This window comes from Burkholderia sp. L-4, assembly GCF_056856535.1.
Genome location: NZ_JBXEOX010000002.1, coordinates 1085156 through 1101712 on the forward strand (window position 1 = coordinate 1085156; position 16557 = coordinate 1101712).

16 protein-coding genes, 1 pseudogene and 1 riboswitch are annotated in these 16557 nt (G+C 67.5%); of the genes and pseudogenes, 11 read left to right on the top strand and 6 right to left on the bottom strand.

Going from position 1 to position 16557, the window contains the following annotated elements; genetic code table 11:
- Positions 1–56 precede the first annotated feature (56 nt).
- Positions 57–1268 (top strand): annotated as a pseudogene (locus tag AC1VVG_RS21690) (ShlB/FhaC/HecB family hemolysin secretion/activation protein); the annotation flags it as partial.
- Between the two features lie 255 nt (positions 1269–1523).
- On the opposite strand, the gene AC1VVG_RS21695 reads toward AC1VVG_RS21690, so the two are convergent.
- The 3 genes from AC1VVG_RS21695 to AC1VVG_RS21705 are packed head-to-tail and all read right to left on the bottom strand — an operon-like array spanning position 1524 to position 3205.
- Complete coding sequence (locus AC1VVG_RS21695; protein WP_482836215.1) at positions 1524–2387, bottom strand: XAC2610-related protein; 864 nt, start codon at positions 2385–2387, stop codon at positions 1524–1526.
- A gap of 45 nt (positions 2388–2432) precedes the next feature.
- A complete protein-coding gene (locus AC1VVG_RS21700) occupies positions 2433–2801 on the bottom strand; it encodes a hypothetical protein (protein WP_034188610.1) in 369 nt (122 codons plus the stop codon).
- Positions 2802–2824: 23 nt separating this feature from the next.
- Positions 2825–3205 carry a winged helix-turn-helix transcriptional regulator gene (locus AC1VVG_RS21705; protein ID WP_034188495.1) on the bottom strand — a complete coding sequence of 127 codons (381 nt, stop codon included), beginning with the start codon at positions 3203–3205 and terminating at the stop codon, positions 2825–2827.
- Positions 3206–3341: 136 nt separating this feature from the next.
- Here AC1VVG_RS21705 and gstA point away from each other — a divergent pair, with 136 nt between their 5' ends.
- The 6 genes from gstA to AC1VVG_RS21735 all read left to right on the top strand — a co-directional run bounded on the left by gstA (position 3342) and on the right by AC1VVG_RS21735 (position 10920).
- Entirely contained in the window at positions 3342–3974 is a 633-nt protein-coding gene (gene gstA, locus AC1VVG_RS21710; RefSeq protein ID WP_049035471.1) for a glutathione transferase GstA, read from the top strand.
- Between the two features lie 72 nt (positions 3975–4046).
- The gene (locus AC1VVG_RS21715) at positions 4047–4433 is read left to right on the top strand and encodes a hypothetical protein (protein ID WP_482836217.1); all 387 of its coding nucleotides are present in this window, start codon (positions 4047–4049) and stop codon (positions 4431–4433) included.
- A gap of 91 nt (positions 4434–4524) precedes the next feature.
- Positions 4525–5817: a TolC family protein gene (locus tag AC1VVG_RS21720; protein ID WP_482836218.1), complete on the top strand. Its 1293-nt coding sequence runs from the start codon at positions 4525–4527 to the stop codon at positions 5815–5817.
- 11 nt (positions 5818–5828) lie between these two features.
- Positions 5829–7352 carry an efflux RND transporter periplasmic adaptor subunit gene (locus tag AC1VVG_RS21725; protein ID WP_482836220.1) on the top strand — a complete coding sequence of 508 codons (1524 nt, stop codon included), beginning with the start codon at positions 5829–5831 and terminating at the stop codon, positions 7350–7352.
- Complete coding sequence (locus AC1VVG_RS21730; RefSeq protein WP_482836221.1) at positions 7349–10555, top strand: efflux RND transporter permease subunit; 3207 nt, start codon at positions 7349–7351, stop codon at positions 10553–10555. The genes AC1VVG_RS21725 and AC1VVG_RS21730 overlap by 4 nt, the downstream gene beginning before the upstream one ends.
- Entirely contained in the window at positions 10552–10920 is a 369-nt protein-coding gene (locus tag AC1VVG_RS21735; protein WP_482836223.1) for a copper-binding protein, read from the top strand. Before AC1VVG_RS21730 ends, AC1VVG_RS21735 begins: the two co-directional genes overlap by 4 nt.
- 100 nt (positions 10921–11020) lie before the next feature.
- Here the strand turns inward: AC1VVG_RS21735 and AC1VVG_RS21740 are convergent, their stop codons facing one another.
- A complete protein-coding gene (locus AC1VVG_RS21740) occupies positions 11021–12031 on the bottom strand; it encodes a sodium:calcium antiporter (protein WP_049035875.1) in 1011 nt (336 codons plus the stop codon).
- Between the two features lie 68 nt (positions 12032–12099).
- A riboswitch (yybP-ykoY riboswitch) is annotated at positions 12100–12269 on the bottom strand.
- A 117-nt stretch (positions 12270–12386) separates the two neighbouring features.
- On the opposite strand from AC1VVG_RS21740, the gene AC1VVG_RS21745 reads away from it, so the two are divergent.
- The 3 genes from AC1VVG_RS21745 to AC1VVG_RS21755 are packed head-to-tail and all read left to right on the top strand — an operon-like array spanning position 12387 to position 13852.
- Complete coding sequence (locus AC1VVG_RS21745) at positions 12387–12662, top strand: metal/formaldehyde-sensitive transcriptional repressor (RefSeq protein ID WP_034188488.1); 276 nt, start codon at positions 12387–12389, stop codon at positions 12660–12662.
- A 12-nt stretch (positions 12663–12674) separates the two neighbouring features.
- Positions 12675–13664, top strand: coding sequence for a CDF family Co(II)/Ni(II) efflux transporter DmeF (gene dmeF, locus AC1VVG_RS21750; RefSeq protein ID WP_049035874.1), 990 nt, complete (start codon positions 12675–12677; stop codon positions 13662–13664).
- A 2-nt stretch (positions 13665–13666) separates the two neighbouring features.
- Positions 13667–13852 carry a DUF1289 domain-containing protein gene (locus AC1VVG_RS21755; protein ID WP_034188486.1) on the top strand — a complete coding sequence of 62 codons (186 nt, stop codon included), beginning with the start codon at positions 13667–13669 and terminating at the stop codon, positions 13850–13852.
- 13 nt (positions 13853–13865) lie between these two features.
- On the opposite strand, the gene AC1VVG_RS21760 is transcribed toward AC1VVG_RS21755, so the two are convergent.
- Both AC1VVG_RS21760 and AC1VVG_RS21765 read right to left on the bottom strand, forming a co-directional pair.
- Complete coding sequence (locus tag AC1VVG_RS21760) at positions 13866–15275, bottom strand: heavy metal sensor histidine kinase (protein WP_034188485.1); 1410 nt, start codon at positions 15273–15275, stop codon at positions 13866–13868.
- Positions 15272–15943 carry a heavy metal response regulator transcription factor gene (locus tag AC1VVG_RS21765; protein ID WP_034188484.1) on the bottom strand — a complete coding sequence of 224 codons (672 nt, stop codon included), beginning with the start codon at positions 15941–15943 and terminating at the stop codon, positions 15272–15274. The genes AC1VVG_RS21760 and AC1VVG_RS21765 overlap by 4 nt, the downstream gene beginning before the upstream one ends.
- A gap of 267 nt (positions 15944–16210) precedes the next feature.
- On the opposite strand from AC1VVG_RS21765, the gene AC1VVG_RS21770 reads away from it, so the two are divergent.
- A complete protein-coding gene (locus AC1VVG_RS21770; protein WP_175027075.1) occupies positions 16211–16555 on the top strand; it encodes a hypothetical protein in 345 nt (114 codons plus the stop codon).
- The last annotated feature ends 2 nt before the right edge of the window (positions 16556–16557 follow it).

A 16557-nucleotide genomic window follows, 5' to 3' on the forward strand; every position in this document is an offset into this window, starting at 1 on the left:
TAACAGGTCGCCGGTGAAGTTAACAGCCCCTTCGGGGTCTTTTTGAACTGGCCTCTAAGCTCCGCGGCACCTGGAAAACCGCTTTCCCAACGCGTGACGGCGAACTGCTGAACCTGCGCGATCTCGAACAGGGCCTCGAACAGATGAAACGCGTATCGAGCCAGGACGTGTCGATGCAGATCGTCCCGGCCGACGTGCCCGGAGAAAGCGACGTCGTGCTCGACGTGAAACGCGCCAAGCCGTGGACCGTCGTCGCGTCGATCGACAACTCGGGTACGCGCGCGACCGGCCGGCTACAGGGCAACCTGTCGCTCGGCATCGACAACCCGCTCGGCCTGAACGACCTCTTCAACATCGGCGTGAGCCAGGATCTCGAGTTCGGCGACAAGCGGCTCGGCTCGCACGGCTGGAACGGCTTCTACTCGATCCCGTGGGGATACTGGACCGCCACGCTGTCGGCCTACACGAGCACGTACTACCAGCAGATCGCCGGCGTGAATCAGACGTTCGTCGCGAGCGGCAATTCGAAGACGGTCGACTTTAAGCTGAACCGCGTGCTGTCGCGCAGCCAGGACGACGTGTTCGGTGCGCAGTTCCGACTGTCGCGCCGCTTCGGGCAAAGCTTCATCGAGGACACCGAGATCCCGCAGCAGCGCCGCAACAACACGTTCGTCGAGTTTGGCCTGACCGATCGCCATTACTTCGGCAACGCGCAGTTCGACGGCACACTTGCGTATCGGCAGGGTATCGGCGCGTTCGGCGCGCAGGACGACATGCTGGCGACCGACGGCGGCCCGACTTACCGCTACAAGATGGCCGTGCTCGATGCGAACCTGTCGGTGCCGTTCGCAATCGCGCAGCAGCCGCTCCGCTACGTCACGACGTTTCACGGTCAGTACACGGGCAACACGCTGTACTACATCGACGACCTGACGATCGGCAGCCGTTATACGGTGCGCGGTTTCGATGGCGAGACGATGCTGGCCGCGTCACGCGGTTTCTACTGGCGCAACGAGCTGCAGATGACGATCGGGCAGACTGGGCAGGCCGTTTATGCCGGCCTCGACTACGGCCGTGTGTGGGGGCCGCAACCGGTCACGCTGGTCGGCGCGCAACTGGCCGGTGCGGCGATCGGCGTGAAGGGCAGCGTCGGCACGCACTTCGGCGCCTATGCGTACGACCTGTTCGCGGCTACGCCGGTCTACAAGCCGTCCGGGTTCCCTACGGCGCGAGTGACGATTGGGTTTCAGGTCACGGCACAGTTCTGATGAAGGGGCGAGATTCTTGGTCCGCTGTCTTCGGAGACGATGTCGGCGTGGACCGAGAGCTCACGGCTTTTCTGACGGCGCAGATCGCCGCGCTGTTGTCGAAGAGCCGCGAGCCGCAGCCGCGATATCGCGCTGCGGCGGCAGTCTTGTCACGAGTGCCGGATCCAGAACACGCGCGATCTATCGGGGTCCTCAAGTTACCGTAACTGATGAGCAACGAAAGGGTTCCCGCTGGGTACAACAAATTGTTCCCTGTCAGTTTCCCGTTGCTTCTTCCGAACGGACCCAGCCCTGCACCACACCCGCGTGCGGATTGCGATACCGCACCTTCAGCCACTGAAAATCATCGCTCGCATCGATCACCTCCACCGTGTCGCCCGCGACGACATAACGGCGCGTGGGCGCATCGATCATTGCGTCGTGCAGCGGCAGGCGCGCCGGATGTACCTTGAACGTCACGTTGCCGCCGCCATACGCCTGCGGTCGGCGCGACACACGCTTGCCGTGCTCGTCGTAGGTCAGCAGCATCGACGCCGGGCCGTTGTCGTCGTCGAGGAGCGTGCGCAGGTCGTCGGGTACCGCTTCGCTGGACTGGTACAGATACATCTTGCCGGCGGTGTCGAAACGGTACGCATCGGTGTACCAGATCGGCCCGCCACGGCACGAACTGTACAGCGTGCGCTCCTTCGGTTTTGCATCGACATTGATCAGGTCATCGCAACTGCCGTGCGGCAGGTTGCTCGCCGGCATCGAAAGCGGCGCGAACTGCTGGCGCGCGGCATCGTACAGGTAGATGCCGTAGCTTTCGTTGACCATGCCGAGCAGCGCATGCACCGCGAGATCGCGGTGGCCGTCGAAGTTGTAGTCGTCGGTCGCGAGGTGATAGTGGCCCTCCTCGTCGGTGGCCGTGACGTCGAGCGTTTGCGTTTTCCCGCTCGGCAGGAAGCGGACCGTGATGTGCGCGCTGTCGGCGCGTTCGACGCGGGCCGTGACGGTGTCGTCGACCTTGAACGTGAGCAGCGGCTTGGCCGCATGCGCGGCGGGGGCGATCGATGCGCACGCGGCGAGCAGCAGCGCGGCGACGCGGGGAAGCGGGCGGAGCCGCGGGGAGTGCGTCACGAGCGGGTGCCGGAGCGAAGCGAAGGGGCGCATGCGGGCAGCCGGTCAGCGTTGCGTGCTGTCGTCGCGATAGCCGCTCTTGCCGACGAAGATCTCCTTCAGCGCGGCGCGCAGCGTGACCGGATCGTACTGGCCGGGCGCGAGATGGATCACGTAGCGCGTGTGGCCGTCGAGCCGCGCGGCGATGCCCGGTTCGATCTCGACGTCGATCGCATCGTCGGTCAGGCGCACCGACAGATCCTTGACGCGCAGGTTGACCTGGTCGCGCACCATCACTTCGATCAGCGCGTCGTCCGGAAAGCGCGACAGCGCGAAGCAGTAGTCCTGCTCCGCATCGTGACAGTAGAGGTTGGCGAAGCTTTCGTCGTCGTCGAGGTCGGACGTCGCCGCGCCGACGGTAGCGTGAAGTTCCATGAACGTCGGTTCCTGCATGAAGATTATCGGAGGGAATGCATGCGTGTTTCGATCGTGGCCGCGGTGTCGGGCGTCGGATCGGCCTGCTCGTCGCGCGCCTTCAGCCACAGCCCGAACTCGCGCATGACTTCGACGACCGGCCGCAGCCGGTCGCCGTCCGCGGTGAGATCGTACTCGACGCGCACCGGCACTTCGGGATAGACGGTCCGCTTCACGAGTCCCGCATCCTCCAGCGCGCGCAGGTCGAGCGTCAGCATGCGCTGCGAGATTCCCGGCATGTCGCGGCGCAGGTCGCTGAAGCGCCGCGGCCCGTCGAGCAGATACGACACCAGCAGCAGCCGCCAGCGGCCGCCGAGCAGGCGCATCGCTTCTTCAACGGAACATCCTGTCGCACTCGTTTTCATCGTGCTGAACCCTGATCGGTAAATTTTTTGTGACTACGGCACAAACGACTGCCGTCTTCCCAGCCGTGCGCCGATGCGAGATATTAGCGCCCGCGTCGCGGCGAATCGATACCTGGACTACCCACGAAGGATACGCATGAAGCTCTATCACGCTCCCGGCAGCTGTTCGCAGGCGATCTGCATCGTGCTGCGCGAAGGCGGCATCGACGCGGAGATCGTCAAGGTCGACGCGCGCAAGCACGTCGTCGAAGACGGCCGCAACTACTACGACGTGAACGAACTCGGCTACGTGCCGCTGCTCGAACTCGACGACGGCACGATGCTGCGCGAAGGGCCGGTGATCGCGCAGTATCTCGCGGACCAGCGCCCGGAAGCCGCGCTCGCGCCGGCCCATGGGACGCTCGCGCGTTACCGGCTGATGGAATGGCTCAACTTCCTCGGCACCGAGATCCACAAGGGCTTCATCCCGTTGCTGTATGCGGTGCAGGCGGGGAAGTACGTCGAGCCCGTCCGGCAGAAACTCGACGGCCGCTTCGCATGGATCGACCGCCAGCTCGACGGCCGGACGTTCGTGACCGGCGACACGTTCACGGTCGCCGATGCGTACCTGTTCGCGCTGACCGGCTGGGGCAAGGCCGACTGGATGCGCTCGGTGTACAACGCGGATATTGACCTGAGCCGCCATGCGCATCTGCGCGCGTGGTACGAGCGCGTGCGCGCGCGGCCGGCCGTGCAGGCCGCGCTGGCCGCGGACGGCCTGCTGAAGTGAGGCGTGGCGGCGCGTCATTCTGCTGTAGCGACGCGCCGCCACGCAGCGACCGGCCGGGATATAATCGCCGCCATGAAACTGCTTCGGACCTTCATCCTGCTGCTGCTGTGCGCGGTGCTGCCCCTCACTGGGCTGGCAGCCAGCGGCCTGACCGGTGAATGTCCGATGCAGCACACGATGTCGACGGATCCGGATACCGGCATGAACCTGGCGATGTCCGCCGGCATGAGCGGCTGCGATTCGATGCAGCCGTCATCCGCCGATCACGCGAAGGCCAAAGCCAAGGGCGCGGCCTGCAAGGTGACGGCCGAATGCCAGTTCGGCAGCCTCTATCACCCGGTCGCTCGCGTCGACGTCAGCCGTCCCGCCGCATTCGCGAGCACGATCGTCTTCCATTACACGCAGTCCGTCCCGTCCCGCGACCCGAACGGGTTGTGGCGCCCGCCGCGCATCAACTGATCCCGATCTGACCGGTTCACCGCGCACGCGGTGAGGTTCGTCCTGTGCGCAGGACGTGGAATCCTTTTGGGTTCCGACCTGGGGTTACACCATGTCATTCGATTTCAGCACGCCGCGTACGCGGCGTGGGTGTCGGCGCGCGCCCGTACTGTGGGTCGCGCTGCTGGCGGCGGGCGCCGTTCACGCACAGCAGTCGCCTGTCACGCTGGACGCCGCGCTGCAGTCCGCGACAGATCATTCCGCTTCGATGCAGGCCGCGCAGGCTTCCGTGCTCGCGCGTTCCGAAGCGGCCGTCAAGGCCGGCCAGTTGCCCGACCCGATGCTCAAGGCCGGTATCGACAACCTGCCAGTCAATGGCGGTCAGCGCTTCACCGTCGGCCAGGACTTCATGACGATGCGCCGCATCGGCATCGAGCAGGAGTGGGTGTCCGGCGACAAGCGGCGGCTGCGCACGGCACTTGCCAACGAGCAGGTCGGCCGTGAGCGCGCGGGCTATCTCGCGCAGCTCGCCATCGTGCGCCAGCAGACCGCGACGGCTTGGCTCGACGCCGTCTACGCGAAGCAGGCGCTCGCGCTTCAGCAGGCGCTGCTCGGCCACATGAATCACGAACTCGACGCCACGCAGGCGTCGTATCGCGGCGCGAAGGCGGGTGCCGGCGATGTCGTGCAGGCGCGCGCGATGCTCGCGCAAACGCAGGATCAGGTGCTCAAGGCGCAGCAGGCATACCGCACCGCGCTTGTCGTGCTGGCCCGCTGGACGGCCGTTCCGGCGGCCGACGTGACGGGGGCGCCGCCTGCACCGGAATCCTTCGTGTCGTCGCTGCCGCCGGACGAACTGCGCCTGTCGCAGCCGGCGCTCGTCGCCGCGGCCGACGACATCGCGGTGGCCGAAGCCGACACGGCGGTCGCGAACAGCGAGCGCAGCCCGAACTGGACATGGGAGATCGCGTACCAGCAGCGCGGCGGCGCGTATTCGAACATGGTGTCCGTCGGCGTCTCGATCCCGCTGCCGCTCAATCGCAAGAACCGCCAGAACCGCGACATCGCCGAGAAGGCCGCCCTCGAGACGAGGGCGCGCCTGATGTACGAGGACACGCTGCGCCAGGTGCAGGCCGATATCCGTACGCAATCCGAGGCGCTGGCGAGCGGCCGCGAACGCATCGCGAACCTGAGCGCCGCGCTGCTGCCCGCCGCCGACCAGCGCGTGCAGCTCGCGATGGCCGCGTACCGGGCCGGCACGGGGTCGCTCGCCGATACGTTCGCCGCGCGGCGGGCGCAACTCGACGCGCAGTTGCAGCTGCTCGATCTCAGGCGCGACGTGTCGCGGACCTGGGCGCAGCTCGAATATCAGGTCGTGCCGTCGGCGCTGGCCGCCGCGCAGTGAAGGAGAACACCATGAACAAGCAAGCACTCGCACGCGCGGTGGTGCTGGCGTTCGCCGGCGCGGCGCTCGGCGGCGCCGGCTACTTCGCGGGCGTTCGCCATGCGGCGGGCGGCGCGGCGACGGCCGCCCCGGCCGCTGCCGCGCCGTCCGGCACGCAGGATCCGCAAGCGGCACGCAAGGTGCTGTACTGGCACGACCCGATGGTGCCGAACCAGCATTTCGACAAACCGGGCAAGTCGCCTTTCATGGACATGCAGTTGCAGCCCGTTTATGCGGACGAAGAGGGCGCCGCACCGGGCATCCGGATCGATCCGGGCCTGCAGCAGAACCTCGGCATCCGGTATACGACCGTGCGGCGCCAGCAGACGGCCGCCGGCTTCGACGCGGTGGGCACGACGCAGTTCGACGAATCGCGCGCGGACGTCGTGCAGTCGCGCGTCACCGGCTATATCGATCGACTGTACGCGCGTGCGCCGATGCAGCGCATCGAGAAGGGCGCGCCGGTCGCATCGCTGTTCGTGCCCGACTGGCTCGCGCCGCAGGAGGAATATCTCGCGCTGAAGCGCGGCGGGATGGACGGCAGCCTGCTCGATGCGGCGCGCGCACGGATGCGGGCGCTGTCGATTCCGGACGGGATGGTCGCGGCCCTCGAACGCACCGGCCGTGCGCAGACGCATGTCGTGCTCACGGCGCCGGAAACGGGTGTCGTCAGCGAGCTGAACGTGCGCGACGGCGCGATGGTCGCACCCGGTCAGACGCTCGCGAAGATCGCGGGGCTGTCGACGCTGTGGCTGATCGTCGAGGTGCCGGAAGCGCTCGCGCTGACCGTGCAGCCGGGGATGTCGGTCGACGCGACGTTCGCGGGCGATGCGGCGCGGCACGTCAGCGGCCGCATCCGCGAAGTGCTGCCCGGCATCGGCACGGGCAGCCGTACGCTGCAGGCGCGCGTGGAGATCGACAACGCGTCGCTGAAGCTCACACCCGGCATGCTGATGCGCGTGCGCGTAGCCGCGAAGGATACGGTGTCGCGCCTGCTCGTGCCGTCCGAGGCCGTGATCGCGACCGGCAAGCGCACGATCGTCATCGTGAAGAACGGCGACGGCCGCCTTCAGCCGGTATCGGTCACGACCGGCAACGACGTCGGCGGCGACACGGAAGTGCTCGACGGGTTGCACGAAGGCGACACGGTCGTCGCGTCGGGCCAGTTCCTGATCGATTCGGAAGCCAGCCTGAAAAGCGTGCTGCCGCGGCTCGAACGCACGTCGGAGGCAGGTACGGCCGCATCGTCCGCTGCGGCGACCTTGCCGGTCTACGAAACGACCGGCAAGGTCGAGAAGGTGACGGCCGACGACATCACGTTCTCGCATCAACCGGTGCCGGCGCTCGGCTGGGGCGCGATGACGATGGCGTTCGGCAAGCCGTCGGCCCGGGCGTTTCCCGACGTGAAGCCGGGTCAGACCGCGCGGTTCGCGTTCATGCAGACCGACGACGGCTACCGGCTAACGAAGGTCGAGCCGCAGGGAGGCGAACGATGATCGCGCGCGTCATTCTCTGGTCCGTCCGGCATCGCTTCCTGGTGCTGCTGGCCACCGTGCTGATCGCCGCGTGGGGTGTTCATTCGCTGCGGCAGACGCCGCTCGATGCGTTGCCCGACCTGTCGGACACGCAGGTGATCGTGAAGGCGTCGTATCCGGGCAAGGCGCCGCAGGTCGTCGAGGATCAGGTCACCTATCCGCTGACGACGACGCTGCTCGGCGTGCCGGGCGCGACGACCGTGCGCGCATACTCGTCGTTCGGCGATGCGTTCGTCTACGTGCTGTTCGACGACCGCACCGATCCCTACTGGGCGCGCTCGCGCGTGCTCGAATACCTGAGCCAGGTGCAAAGCCGCCTGCCGGCCGGCGCGACCGTGTCGCTCGGGCCGGATGCGACCGGCGTCGGCTGGGTGTACGAGTACGCGCTCGTCGATCGCACCGGCCGTCACGATCTCGGGCAACTGCGCGCGCTCAACGACTGGTTCCTGAAGTTCGAGCTGAAGGCCGTGCCGGACGTCTCGGAAGTCGCGAGCATCGGCGGCATGGTGCGCCAGTACCAGGTCGTCCTCGATCCCGACAAGTTGCGTGCCTACGGCATCACGCAGGCGGCGGTCGCGGATGCGCTCGGCAAGGCCAACCAGGCATCCGGCGGCTCGGTCGTCGAGCTGGCTGAGTCGGAGTACATGGTGCGTTCGTCCGGCTACCTGCGCACGCTCGACGACTTCCGCCGCGTCGTGCTGCGTACCGACGACGCGGGCACGCCGGTGCTGCTCGGCGACGTCGCGCACATCCAGGTCGGCCCGGCGATGCGGCGCGGGATCGCCGAGTTGAACGGGCAGGGCGAAGTGGCGGGCGGCGTCGTCGTGATGCGCTCGGGCAAGAACGCCCTGACGACGATCGACGCGGTGAAGGCGAAGCTCGCCGGCCTGAAGCGTTCGCTGCCGCCCGGCGTCGACATCGTCACGACCTACGACCGATCGCAACTGATCGAGCGCGCGGTCGGCAACCTGAAGGACAAGCTGATCGAGGAATTCGTCATCGTCGGGATCGTCTGCGCGGTGTTCCTGTTCCATCTGCGCAGCGCGTTCGTCGCGATCCTGTCGCTGCCGCTCGGCGTACTGGCCGCGTTCATCGTGATGCGTTACCAGGGCGTGAATGCGAACCTGATGTCGCTCGGCGGGATCGCGATCGCGATCGGCGCGATGATCGACGCGGCGATCGTGATGATCGAGAACGCGCACAAGCATCTGGAAGCGTACGACCACGCGCATCCGGGCGAGCCGCCGACCGCCGCGCGCCGCTGGGAGCTGGTCGCGGCGTCGGCCGCGGAAGTCGGGCCCGCGCTGTTTTTCTCGCTGCTGATCATCACGCTGTCGTTCGTTCCAGTGTTTTCGCTGGAAGGGCAGGAGGGCAAGCTGTTCGCGCCGCTGGCGTTCACGAAGACCTACACGATCGCCGCGGCCGCCGGATTGTCGGTGACGCTGGTGCCCGTGCTGATGGGCTATCTCGTGCGCGGCCGCATTCCGCACGAGCACGCGAACCCGATCAACCGCGTGCTGATCCGCCTGTACCGGCCGCTGCTCGAGGCGACGCTGCGGCGCCCGTGGTTCGCGATCGGTATCGCGGTTGTCGCGCTCGTGCTGACGGCCGTGCCGTTGTCGCGGCTCGGCAGCGAATTCATGCCGCCGCTCGACGAAGGCGACCTGCTGTACATGCCGACCGCGCTGCCGGGCATCTCGGCCGACAAGGCGGGCGAACTGTTGCAGCAGACCGACCGGCTGATCAAGACCGTGCCCGAGGTCGACACGGTGTTCGGCAAGTCGGGCCGGGCCGATTCGGCCACCGATCCCGCGCCGCTCGAGATGTTCGAGACGACGATCCGCTTCAAGCCGCGCAGCACATGGCGGTCCGGCATGACGCCGGAGAAACTCGTCGACGAACTCGACCGGACGGTGAAGGTGCCGGGCTTGTCGAACGTGTGGGTGCCGCCGATCCGCAACCGGCTCGACATGTTGTCCACCGGGATCAAGACGCCGGTCGGTGTGAAGATTTCCGGGCCGGACCTGGCAGGCATCGACGCGATCGCGACGCAGGTCGAGGCGGCCGTGAAGCGCGTGCCCGGCGTGACGTCCGCGCTCGCGGAACGGCTGAACGGCGGCCGCTACATCGACGTCGATATCGACCGGCTCGCGGCCGCGCGCTACGGATTGTCGGTGGCCGACATCCAGTCGGTCGTGTCGTCGGCGGTCGGCGGCGACGATGTCGGCGAAGTGGTCGCGGGGCGCGAGCGTTTCCCGATCAACCTCCGCTATCCGCGCGAGATCCGCGATTCGCTCGAGAACCTGCGGCAACTGCCGGTCGTCACCGCGCGCGGCGCGCAGATCCGCCTCGGCGATGTCGCGCGCATCGGCATCGCCGACGGGCCGCCGATGATCCGCAGCGAGAACGCGCGGCTGTCCGGCTACGTGTACGTCGATCTGCGCGGCGTCGACCTGAGCACGGCCGTCCGCGCGATGCAGCGGGCCGTCGCGCAACGGGTCGCGTTGCCGCCCGGCTATTCGATCGCGTGGTCGGGCCAGTTCGAGTATCTCGAACGCGCGGCGGCGACGTTGCGTACCGTGGTGCCCGTCACGCTCGTCGTGATCTTCGTGCTGCTGCTCCTCACGTTCGACTCGGTGGCCGATGCGCTGCTGCTGATGTCGACGGTGCCGTTCGCGCTGGTCGGCGGCTTCTGGCTCGTGTGGGCGCTTGGTCATGCGGTGTCGGTCGCGACGTCGGTGGGCTTCATCGCGCTGGCCGGCGTGGCCGCCGAATTCGGCGTCGTGATGCTGCTGTACCTGAAAGGCGCGCTGCAGCGCCGGCTCGACGGCGGCGAACCGCTGACCGATGCGCTGCTGCTCGACGCGATCCGCGAGGGCGCGGTGCTGCGTGTGCGGCCGAAGGCGATGACGGTCGCCGTCGTGCTCGCCGGTCTCGTGCCGATCATGGTCGGCCATGGCGCCGGCTCCGAAGTCATGCAGCGCATCGCCGCGCCGATGGTCGGCGGCATGGTCACGGCGCCGCTGCTGTCGATGTTCGTCATTCCCGCCGCGTGGCTCCTGCTTCAGCGCCGTCGTGCGTACGGCGCGGGCCGGGCGCGGCATTCCGATGCAGTTCCTTCCGGCACGAACGTGCCACCCATCCCAACCGGAGAATCACGATGAAGATGAATCAATTGATCGCCGCCGCAACCGCCGTTGTCGCGCTCGGCGCTGCCGCCATACCGGCGTTTGCCGCCGGCGAGATGTCGGGCATGGACATGGCCGGCATGAAGATGGCGCCGGACGGCGCGGCCGATTCGCATGCCGCGCTGACCGACGCCGAGGTGAAGAAGGTCGATGCCGCGAGCGGCAGGATCACGCTAAAGCACGGCGCCCTCGACAACGTCGGGATGCCGGCGATGACGATGGCGTTCAAGGCGAAGGATGCGGCGATGCTCGCGCACGCGCAGGCGGGCGACAAGGTCAAGGTGCGGATCGAGAAGGTCGACGGCACGCTGACGATCGTCAAGCTCGTCAAGGGTTCCTGACCGTCGTCGGCAGGTGCGGCGGTCGCCCGCATCTGCGCAGTGAAGCGCGCCGCGCCGACGTGTCCGTCGGCCGGCGCGCCCGGTGCGCGCATCGGCGCATTCAGCGTGTCAGCGTCAGGACCAGATAACCCGCATACCCCGCGCCGTTCGCGAGCAGTGCCCAGATCGCGAGCCCGCGCGTCCGCGCGTTGACGCGCAGCCACGCGGCCGCCGCGAGCGTGATGATCACGCCGGTCAGCACTTCGGGGCGCGGCTCCCACGGCGTCAGCATGATGCCGATCGCCGGCAGCAGCGTGCCCTGGAACACCATCGCGCCGGTAATGTTGCCGAACGCGAGCGTGTCCTTCCTGCGGCGGATCCACAGCACGCTGTTGACCTTCTCCGGCAGCTCCGTCGCGATCGGCACGATGATCAGCGACAGCAGCAGCGCCGAGATGCCGAGCGCATGCGACACGCCTTCCACGCCGTGAATGAAGCCCTTCGCCCCGCCGACCAGCAGCGCGACGCCGATCAGCAGTTGCAGCGCGATCGTCGCGAGGTTGGTCGGCAGGCCCGCGCGCGACAGGAACATCGCATGCGGCGCCTCGGTGCCGTGCCCGGCATCGACGAGCCGGGTCGACGCGCGGAACGTCATCACGACGTACATCACGTAGAGGCCGACGAGCATCGCGGCGAGCAGCGCGCGCACGGCCCAGTTGTGATGCGGGACGAACATCGCGGCGGTCGCCAGCGAGAACGCGGCGAGGAAGTAGTTCATGTCGCGCACGAAGCCCGTGCGTTCCGGCGCGATCGTGCCGCGCAACCCGCGCGAGCGGATCACGGCGAGCGTCATCAGGAACGTGGTGAGCGTCGCGAGCATCAGCGGCGCGCCGAGGATCGCGCCGACGCCGATTTCCTCGTTCACGGCCTGGTTCGCGGTGCCGCCGGCCAGCGCGAGCAGCGGCACCATCGTTTCGGGCAGCGCCGTGCCGACGGCCGCGAACAGCGAACCGGTCACGCCTTCGGAAATCTTCAGGCGTTCGCCGAGATGTTCGAGCGCATTGGTGAAGACTTCGGCCGCGACGAGGATGACGATCAGCATGAACGCCAGTTCGAGGAACATGAACGTCATGCGGCACCTCCGCGGGCAACGGTGGCGTATGGGGAGAGAGCGGGGAGGAACATGGGGACTCCGTGGTCGGACGCTGACGAACCATGGCGCATCCGCCGCCGTCCAACCAGGAACGACGCGATGCGCCCATGGTCTCGCCAAGCCGATCAGGCCGAACGCGCCACGGCCGCAGGCCGAGTGTGTTGACGCGTTCGCTTTCCGGGGGACGGAAAGCAGGCTACTCCCCAAAGACGAAGGGCAGTCTAGCCGAGCGGGTTGCTTTCGACAAGCCTTCATCTCGAAAAAAATATCTCCCTCCACCCTATGGGGAAACCGTCCTGGAGATATACTCCCCTACCCTATACAGGAGCCATCGATGAGTCATACCGTTCGCGACAAACAGAAGCTGCTGAACCGCGTGCGCCGTATCAAGGGTCAGGTCGAGGCGATCGAGCGCGCGCTCGAGGACGAGCGCGGCTGCAACGATGTGCTGCAGCAGATCACGAGCTGCCGCGGCGCGATGAACGGCCTGCTGGCCGTCGTGCTGGAAGACCACATCCGGTCGCATCTCGTCGACGCGGACACGCCGGACGCGCATGAAGGCAGCGCGACCGAGCAGCTCATCGACGTCGTCCACAGTTATTTCAAGTAACCGGATCGGAACATGAGCAAACTCGAGGGGAGTGCCGCCGACGGCTGGCACAGCCATGCGTTTCTCGGCGCCGCGCACGCGCGGAACGAGCGGAAGACCTGGATGGTCATCGGCCTGTGCACGGCGATGATGATCGCCGAAATCGTCGGCGGCACGCTGTTCGGCTCGCTGGCCCTGGTCGCCGACGGGCTGCACATGTCGACGCATGCGGGCGCGATGCTGATCGCGGCGCTGGCCTACACCTACGCACGCAGGCATGCGGACGATCCGCGCTTCGTTTTCGGCACCGGCAAGCTCGGCGATCTGGCCGGGTTCACGAGCGCGATCGTGCTCGCGATGATCGCGCTGCTGATCGGCTACGAGGCGATCGCGCGCCTTCTGTCTCCGGTGCCCATCCATTTCGGCGAAGCGATTCCGATCGCGGTGCTCGGGCTCGCGGTGAATCTCGCCAGCGTGTGGCTGCTGAGCGGCGATCATCATCACGGGCATGGTCATGCGCATGTCCACGATCACGACCATGACGACGCGCATCACGCGCATCACGACCACGGCTCGCTCGCGGCGGCGCATCGCGACCACAACATCCGGTCCGCCTACGTTCACGTGATCGCCGACGCGGCCGTGTCGGTGCTGGCCATCGTCGGCCTGCTGCTCGCGCGGGCGTTCGGCTGGGTCTGGATGGATCCGCTCGCGGGGATCGTCGGCGCGCTGGTGATCGCCAACTGGGCCTACGGGCTGATGCGCGACACGGGCGGCATCCTGCTCGACGTCAACGTCGATCGCAAGCTGACGGACAACGTCCGCCGCGCGATCGAGGCGCTTGGCGACAAGGTCAACGATCTCCATGTGTGGCGCGTGGGCCCGGGGCACATGAGCGCGATCGTGTCGGTCGAAACCGGCGATACCGCGCGCGATGCGCGTTTCTACCATGCGCTCGTCGCGCGCTTCGACGGCGTGTCCCACGTGACCGTCGAAGTGACGACGCGTGCGAAGGCGGCCTGATCGTGGCCGTGAAATCGCCGTGTATCGACCTGTGCGCGTTCGACGGCCGGACGGGCTTTTGTGCCGGCTGCCTGCGCACGCGCGACGAGGCACGCGACTGGAAGAAGATGACCGATCACCGCCGGCACCAGATACTGAATGACCGGTCGCGCCGCGAGGCGAAGCTGCGGCGCGGGACGGACGCGTGAGCGGGCGGGCGGATTACCCGTCCGTGCCGCGCGGAAAATAAAGCGCGAACGTCGTGCGCCCGTCGCGGCTCGCGACCTCCACCTTGCCGCGATGCAATTCCATGATCGACTTCACGATCGCGAGCCCGAGCCCCGCGTTGCGCGCCGCGCCGTGCCGCGACGAATCGATGCGGTAGAAGCGCTCGAAGATCCGTTCGACCTGTTCGGGCGGAATCGCGGCGCCGCGATTCGTGACCTCGACGACCGCATCATTCCCTTGCACCGAAACTGCCAGTTCGATCGCCGACGCGACTTGCGCGTGTTCGAGCGCATTCGATGCGAGGTTGCTCACCGCGCGCCGGAACAGCGTCGCGTCCGCGACGACCGGTGCTTCGCCGCGCACGTCGATGCGCACGCCGGCTTCGTCGGCCAGCGCCTGGAAATACGACGCGAGCCGGCGCAACTCGCTGCCGGCGTCCAGCTCGGCGGTTTTCAGGTGCTGACGCGCATTGTCGGTGCGCGCGAGAAACAGCATGTTCTCGATCATCCGCTGCAGCCGCTCGCATTCCTCGATGTTCGAATCGATCAGCGTTTCGTATTCCTCGGTCGTGCGGGCACGCGACAGCGTGACCTGCGACGAGCTGATCACGTTCGCGAGCGGCGTGCGCATGTCGTGCGCGAGATCGGACGAGAACTGCGACAGCCGCACGAACGCGCGTTCGAGGCGGTCGAGCATCCGGTTGACCGACGTCGCGAGTTCGCGCAGCTCGACGGGGCCGCCGCGCGCGTCGAGGCGCGCGTTCAGGTTGTGCGCCTCGATGCGCGACGTCTGCCGGCCGAGGCTCTCGACCGGGCGCAGGCCGCGCGATGCGACCGCGTAGCCGAGTGCGCCGACCAGCAGCGCGCCGACGGCCGCCGCGAGCCAGATGTCGACGCGATAGCTTTCGAGCAGCGACTGGCGATCGGTCGCCGTGCGTGCGAGCGCGACCTGGATCGCTTCGCCGGACGGCAGCGTTGCACGCGCATACACGCAGCGGGACGTGCCGATGCCGGATGGCGAGCAGGAGAACGGCCCGGCGGCGCCACCGGCTGGATGCGGTGCCGTGATTACCGACGCCAGCGTGTTGCCGGCCGCGTCGGAGTGCTCGACGAGCGGGCGGTCCTGCGCATCGTAGATGCCGAGATAGACCCCCGGGTGCGACAGCAGCACTTCATGGAACACGGCCGGATCGGCGCGCAGCGCGGCTGTCGATCCGCTCGCGTGCGCGAGCTGCAGGAACTGGTTGAGCTTGCCGGAGATCTCGATGTCGTCGCGCCGCGTGAGTTCGGCGGACAGCGAGCGGTACAGGTATGCGCCGGTCAGCGCGAATACGAGCGCGGCGACGACGGCGAACGCGAGCGTCAGGCGCCGCAGCAGCGAATACGAAGCCGGGCTCGCGCTCACGAGCGATCCTCGAGCACGTAACCCATGCCACGGATCGTGTGGATCAGCTTCTTCTCATATGCGTTGTCGATCTTCGCGCGCAGCCGCTTGATTGCCGCATCGACGACGTTCGTGTCGCTGTCGAAATTCATGTCCCAGATCTGCGACGTGATGAACGTACGGGTCAGCACTTCGCCTTCGCGTTCGGCGAGCAGCTGCAACAGCGCGAATTCCTGCGCGGTCAGGTCGATGCGGGTGTCGGCGCGCCGCACGCGGCGCTTGAGCAGGTCGATCTCGAGATCGGCAACGAGCAGGATGTCGCGCGCGTTGCGCGGCGCGCGGCGCAGCAGCGAGCGGATGCGCGCGAGGAATTCGGCGTACGCGAACGGCTTGAGCAGGTAGTCGTCGGCGCCGAGTTCGAGCCCGGCCACCTTGTCCTCGATCGCGTCGCGGGCCGTGAGCAGCAGCACGGGCGTCTGCTTCTGCGCACGCAGCCGCCTGAGCACCTCGAAGCCGTCCAGCGCCGGCAGCATCACGTCGAGCACGACGAGGTCGAAATCCTCGTGCAGCGCGAGGAACAGCCCGTCCTGGCCGTTTTCCGCGATGTCGACCGTGTAGCTCGCCTCCATCAGCCCCTTGCGGAGGTACGACGCCATCTTGGGTTCGTCTTCGACTATCAGTATCCGCATGGTGGGGCAGGCTGTCCGTATTTCCAGCCGGTCAGTGTAACGCCTGAGCTTAAGGGGCCGCGCGTGCGCGAACGATGACCGCCGGATGACGGGATTGTCATGCATCGCCCAGGCGCCGCGTCACCCGCGTTTCATGAAAATCCGGTCATGTTTCGGCCATGTCGTCGTCACCGCGGCGGCGATAACCTGCAGCCGTCTTGTCCCCGGAGCGCGCCGTCGCGGCGCCGCGCCGGCCCAACCGGTCGTTGCCTGCCCGATTCCGCATCCATGTCGTACTGGCGCAAATTCCTCGTCGTCGTGCTGCTGGCGCTGAGCCTGCCGATCCTGTCGTTCGCGGCTGTGTCGATGCAGTGCGCGGGCGCTGCCGTCATGCCGGCGGAGGCGGCCCCGCACGCGCAGGAGGGCCATCACGATCATGACGGTCACGCGCGGCATGCGTCGTCGTGTTCCGCGTGCGTGTCGTGCTGCTTCGGCACGGGCATGTCGGGTGCCGGGGCGGTGCCCGCCGTCACGAGCGTCGGCGTCGCGATCGCCGCGCCTCCCCCATCGGCCGGCGGCGTGTCGTTCCTGACCGGCGGCATCGACCGGCCGCCTCGCGCGATACCCGTCTAGTC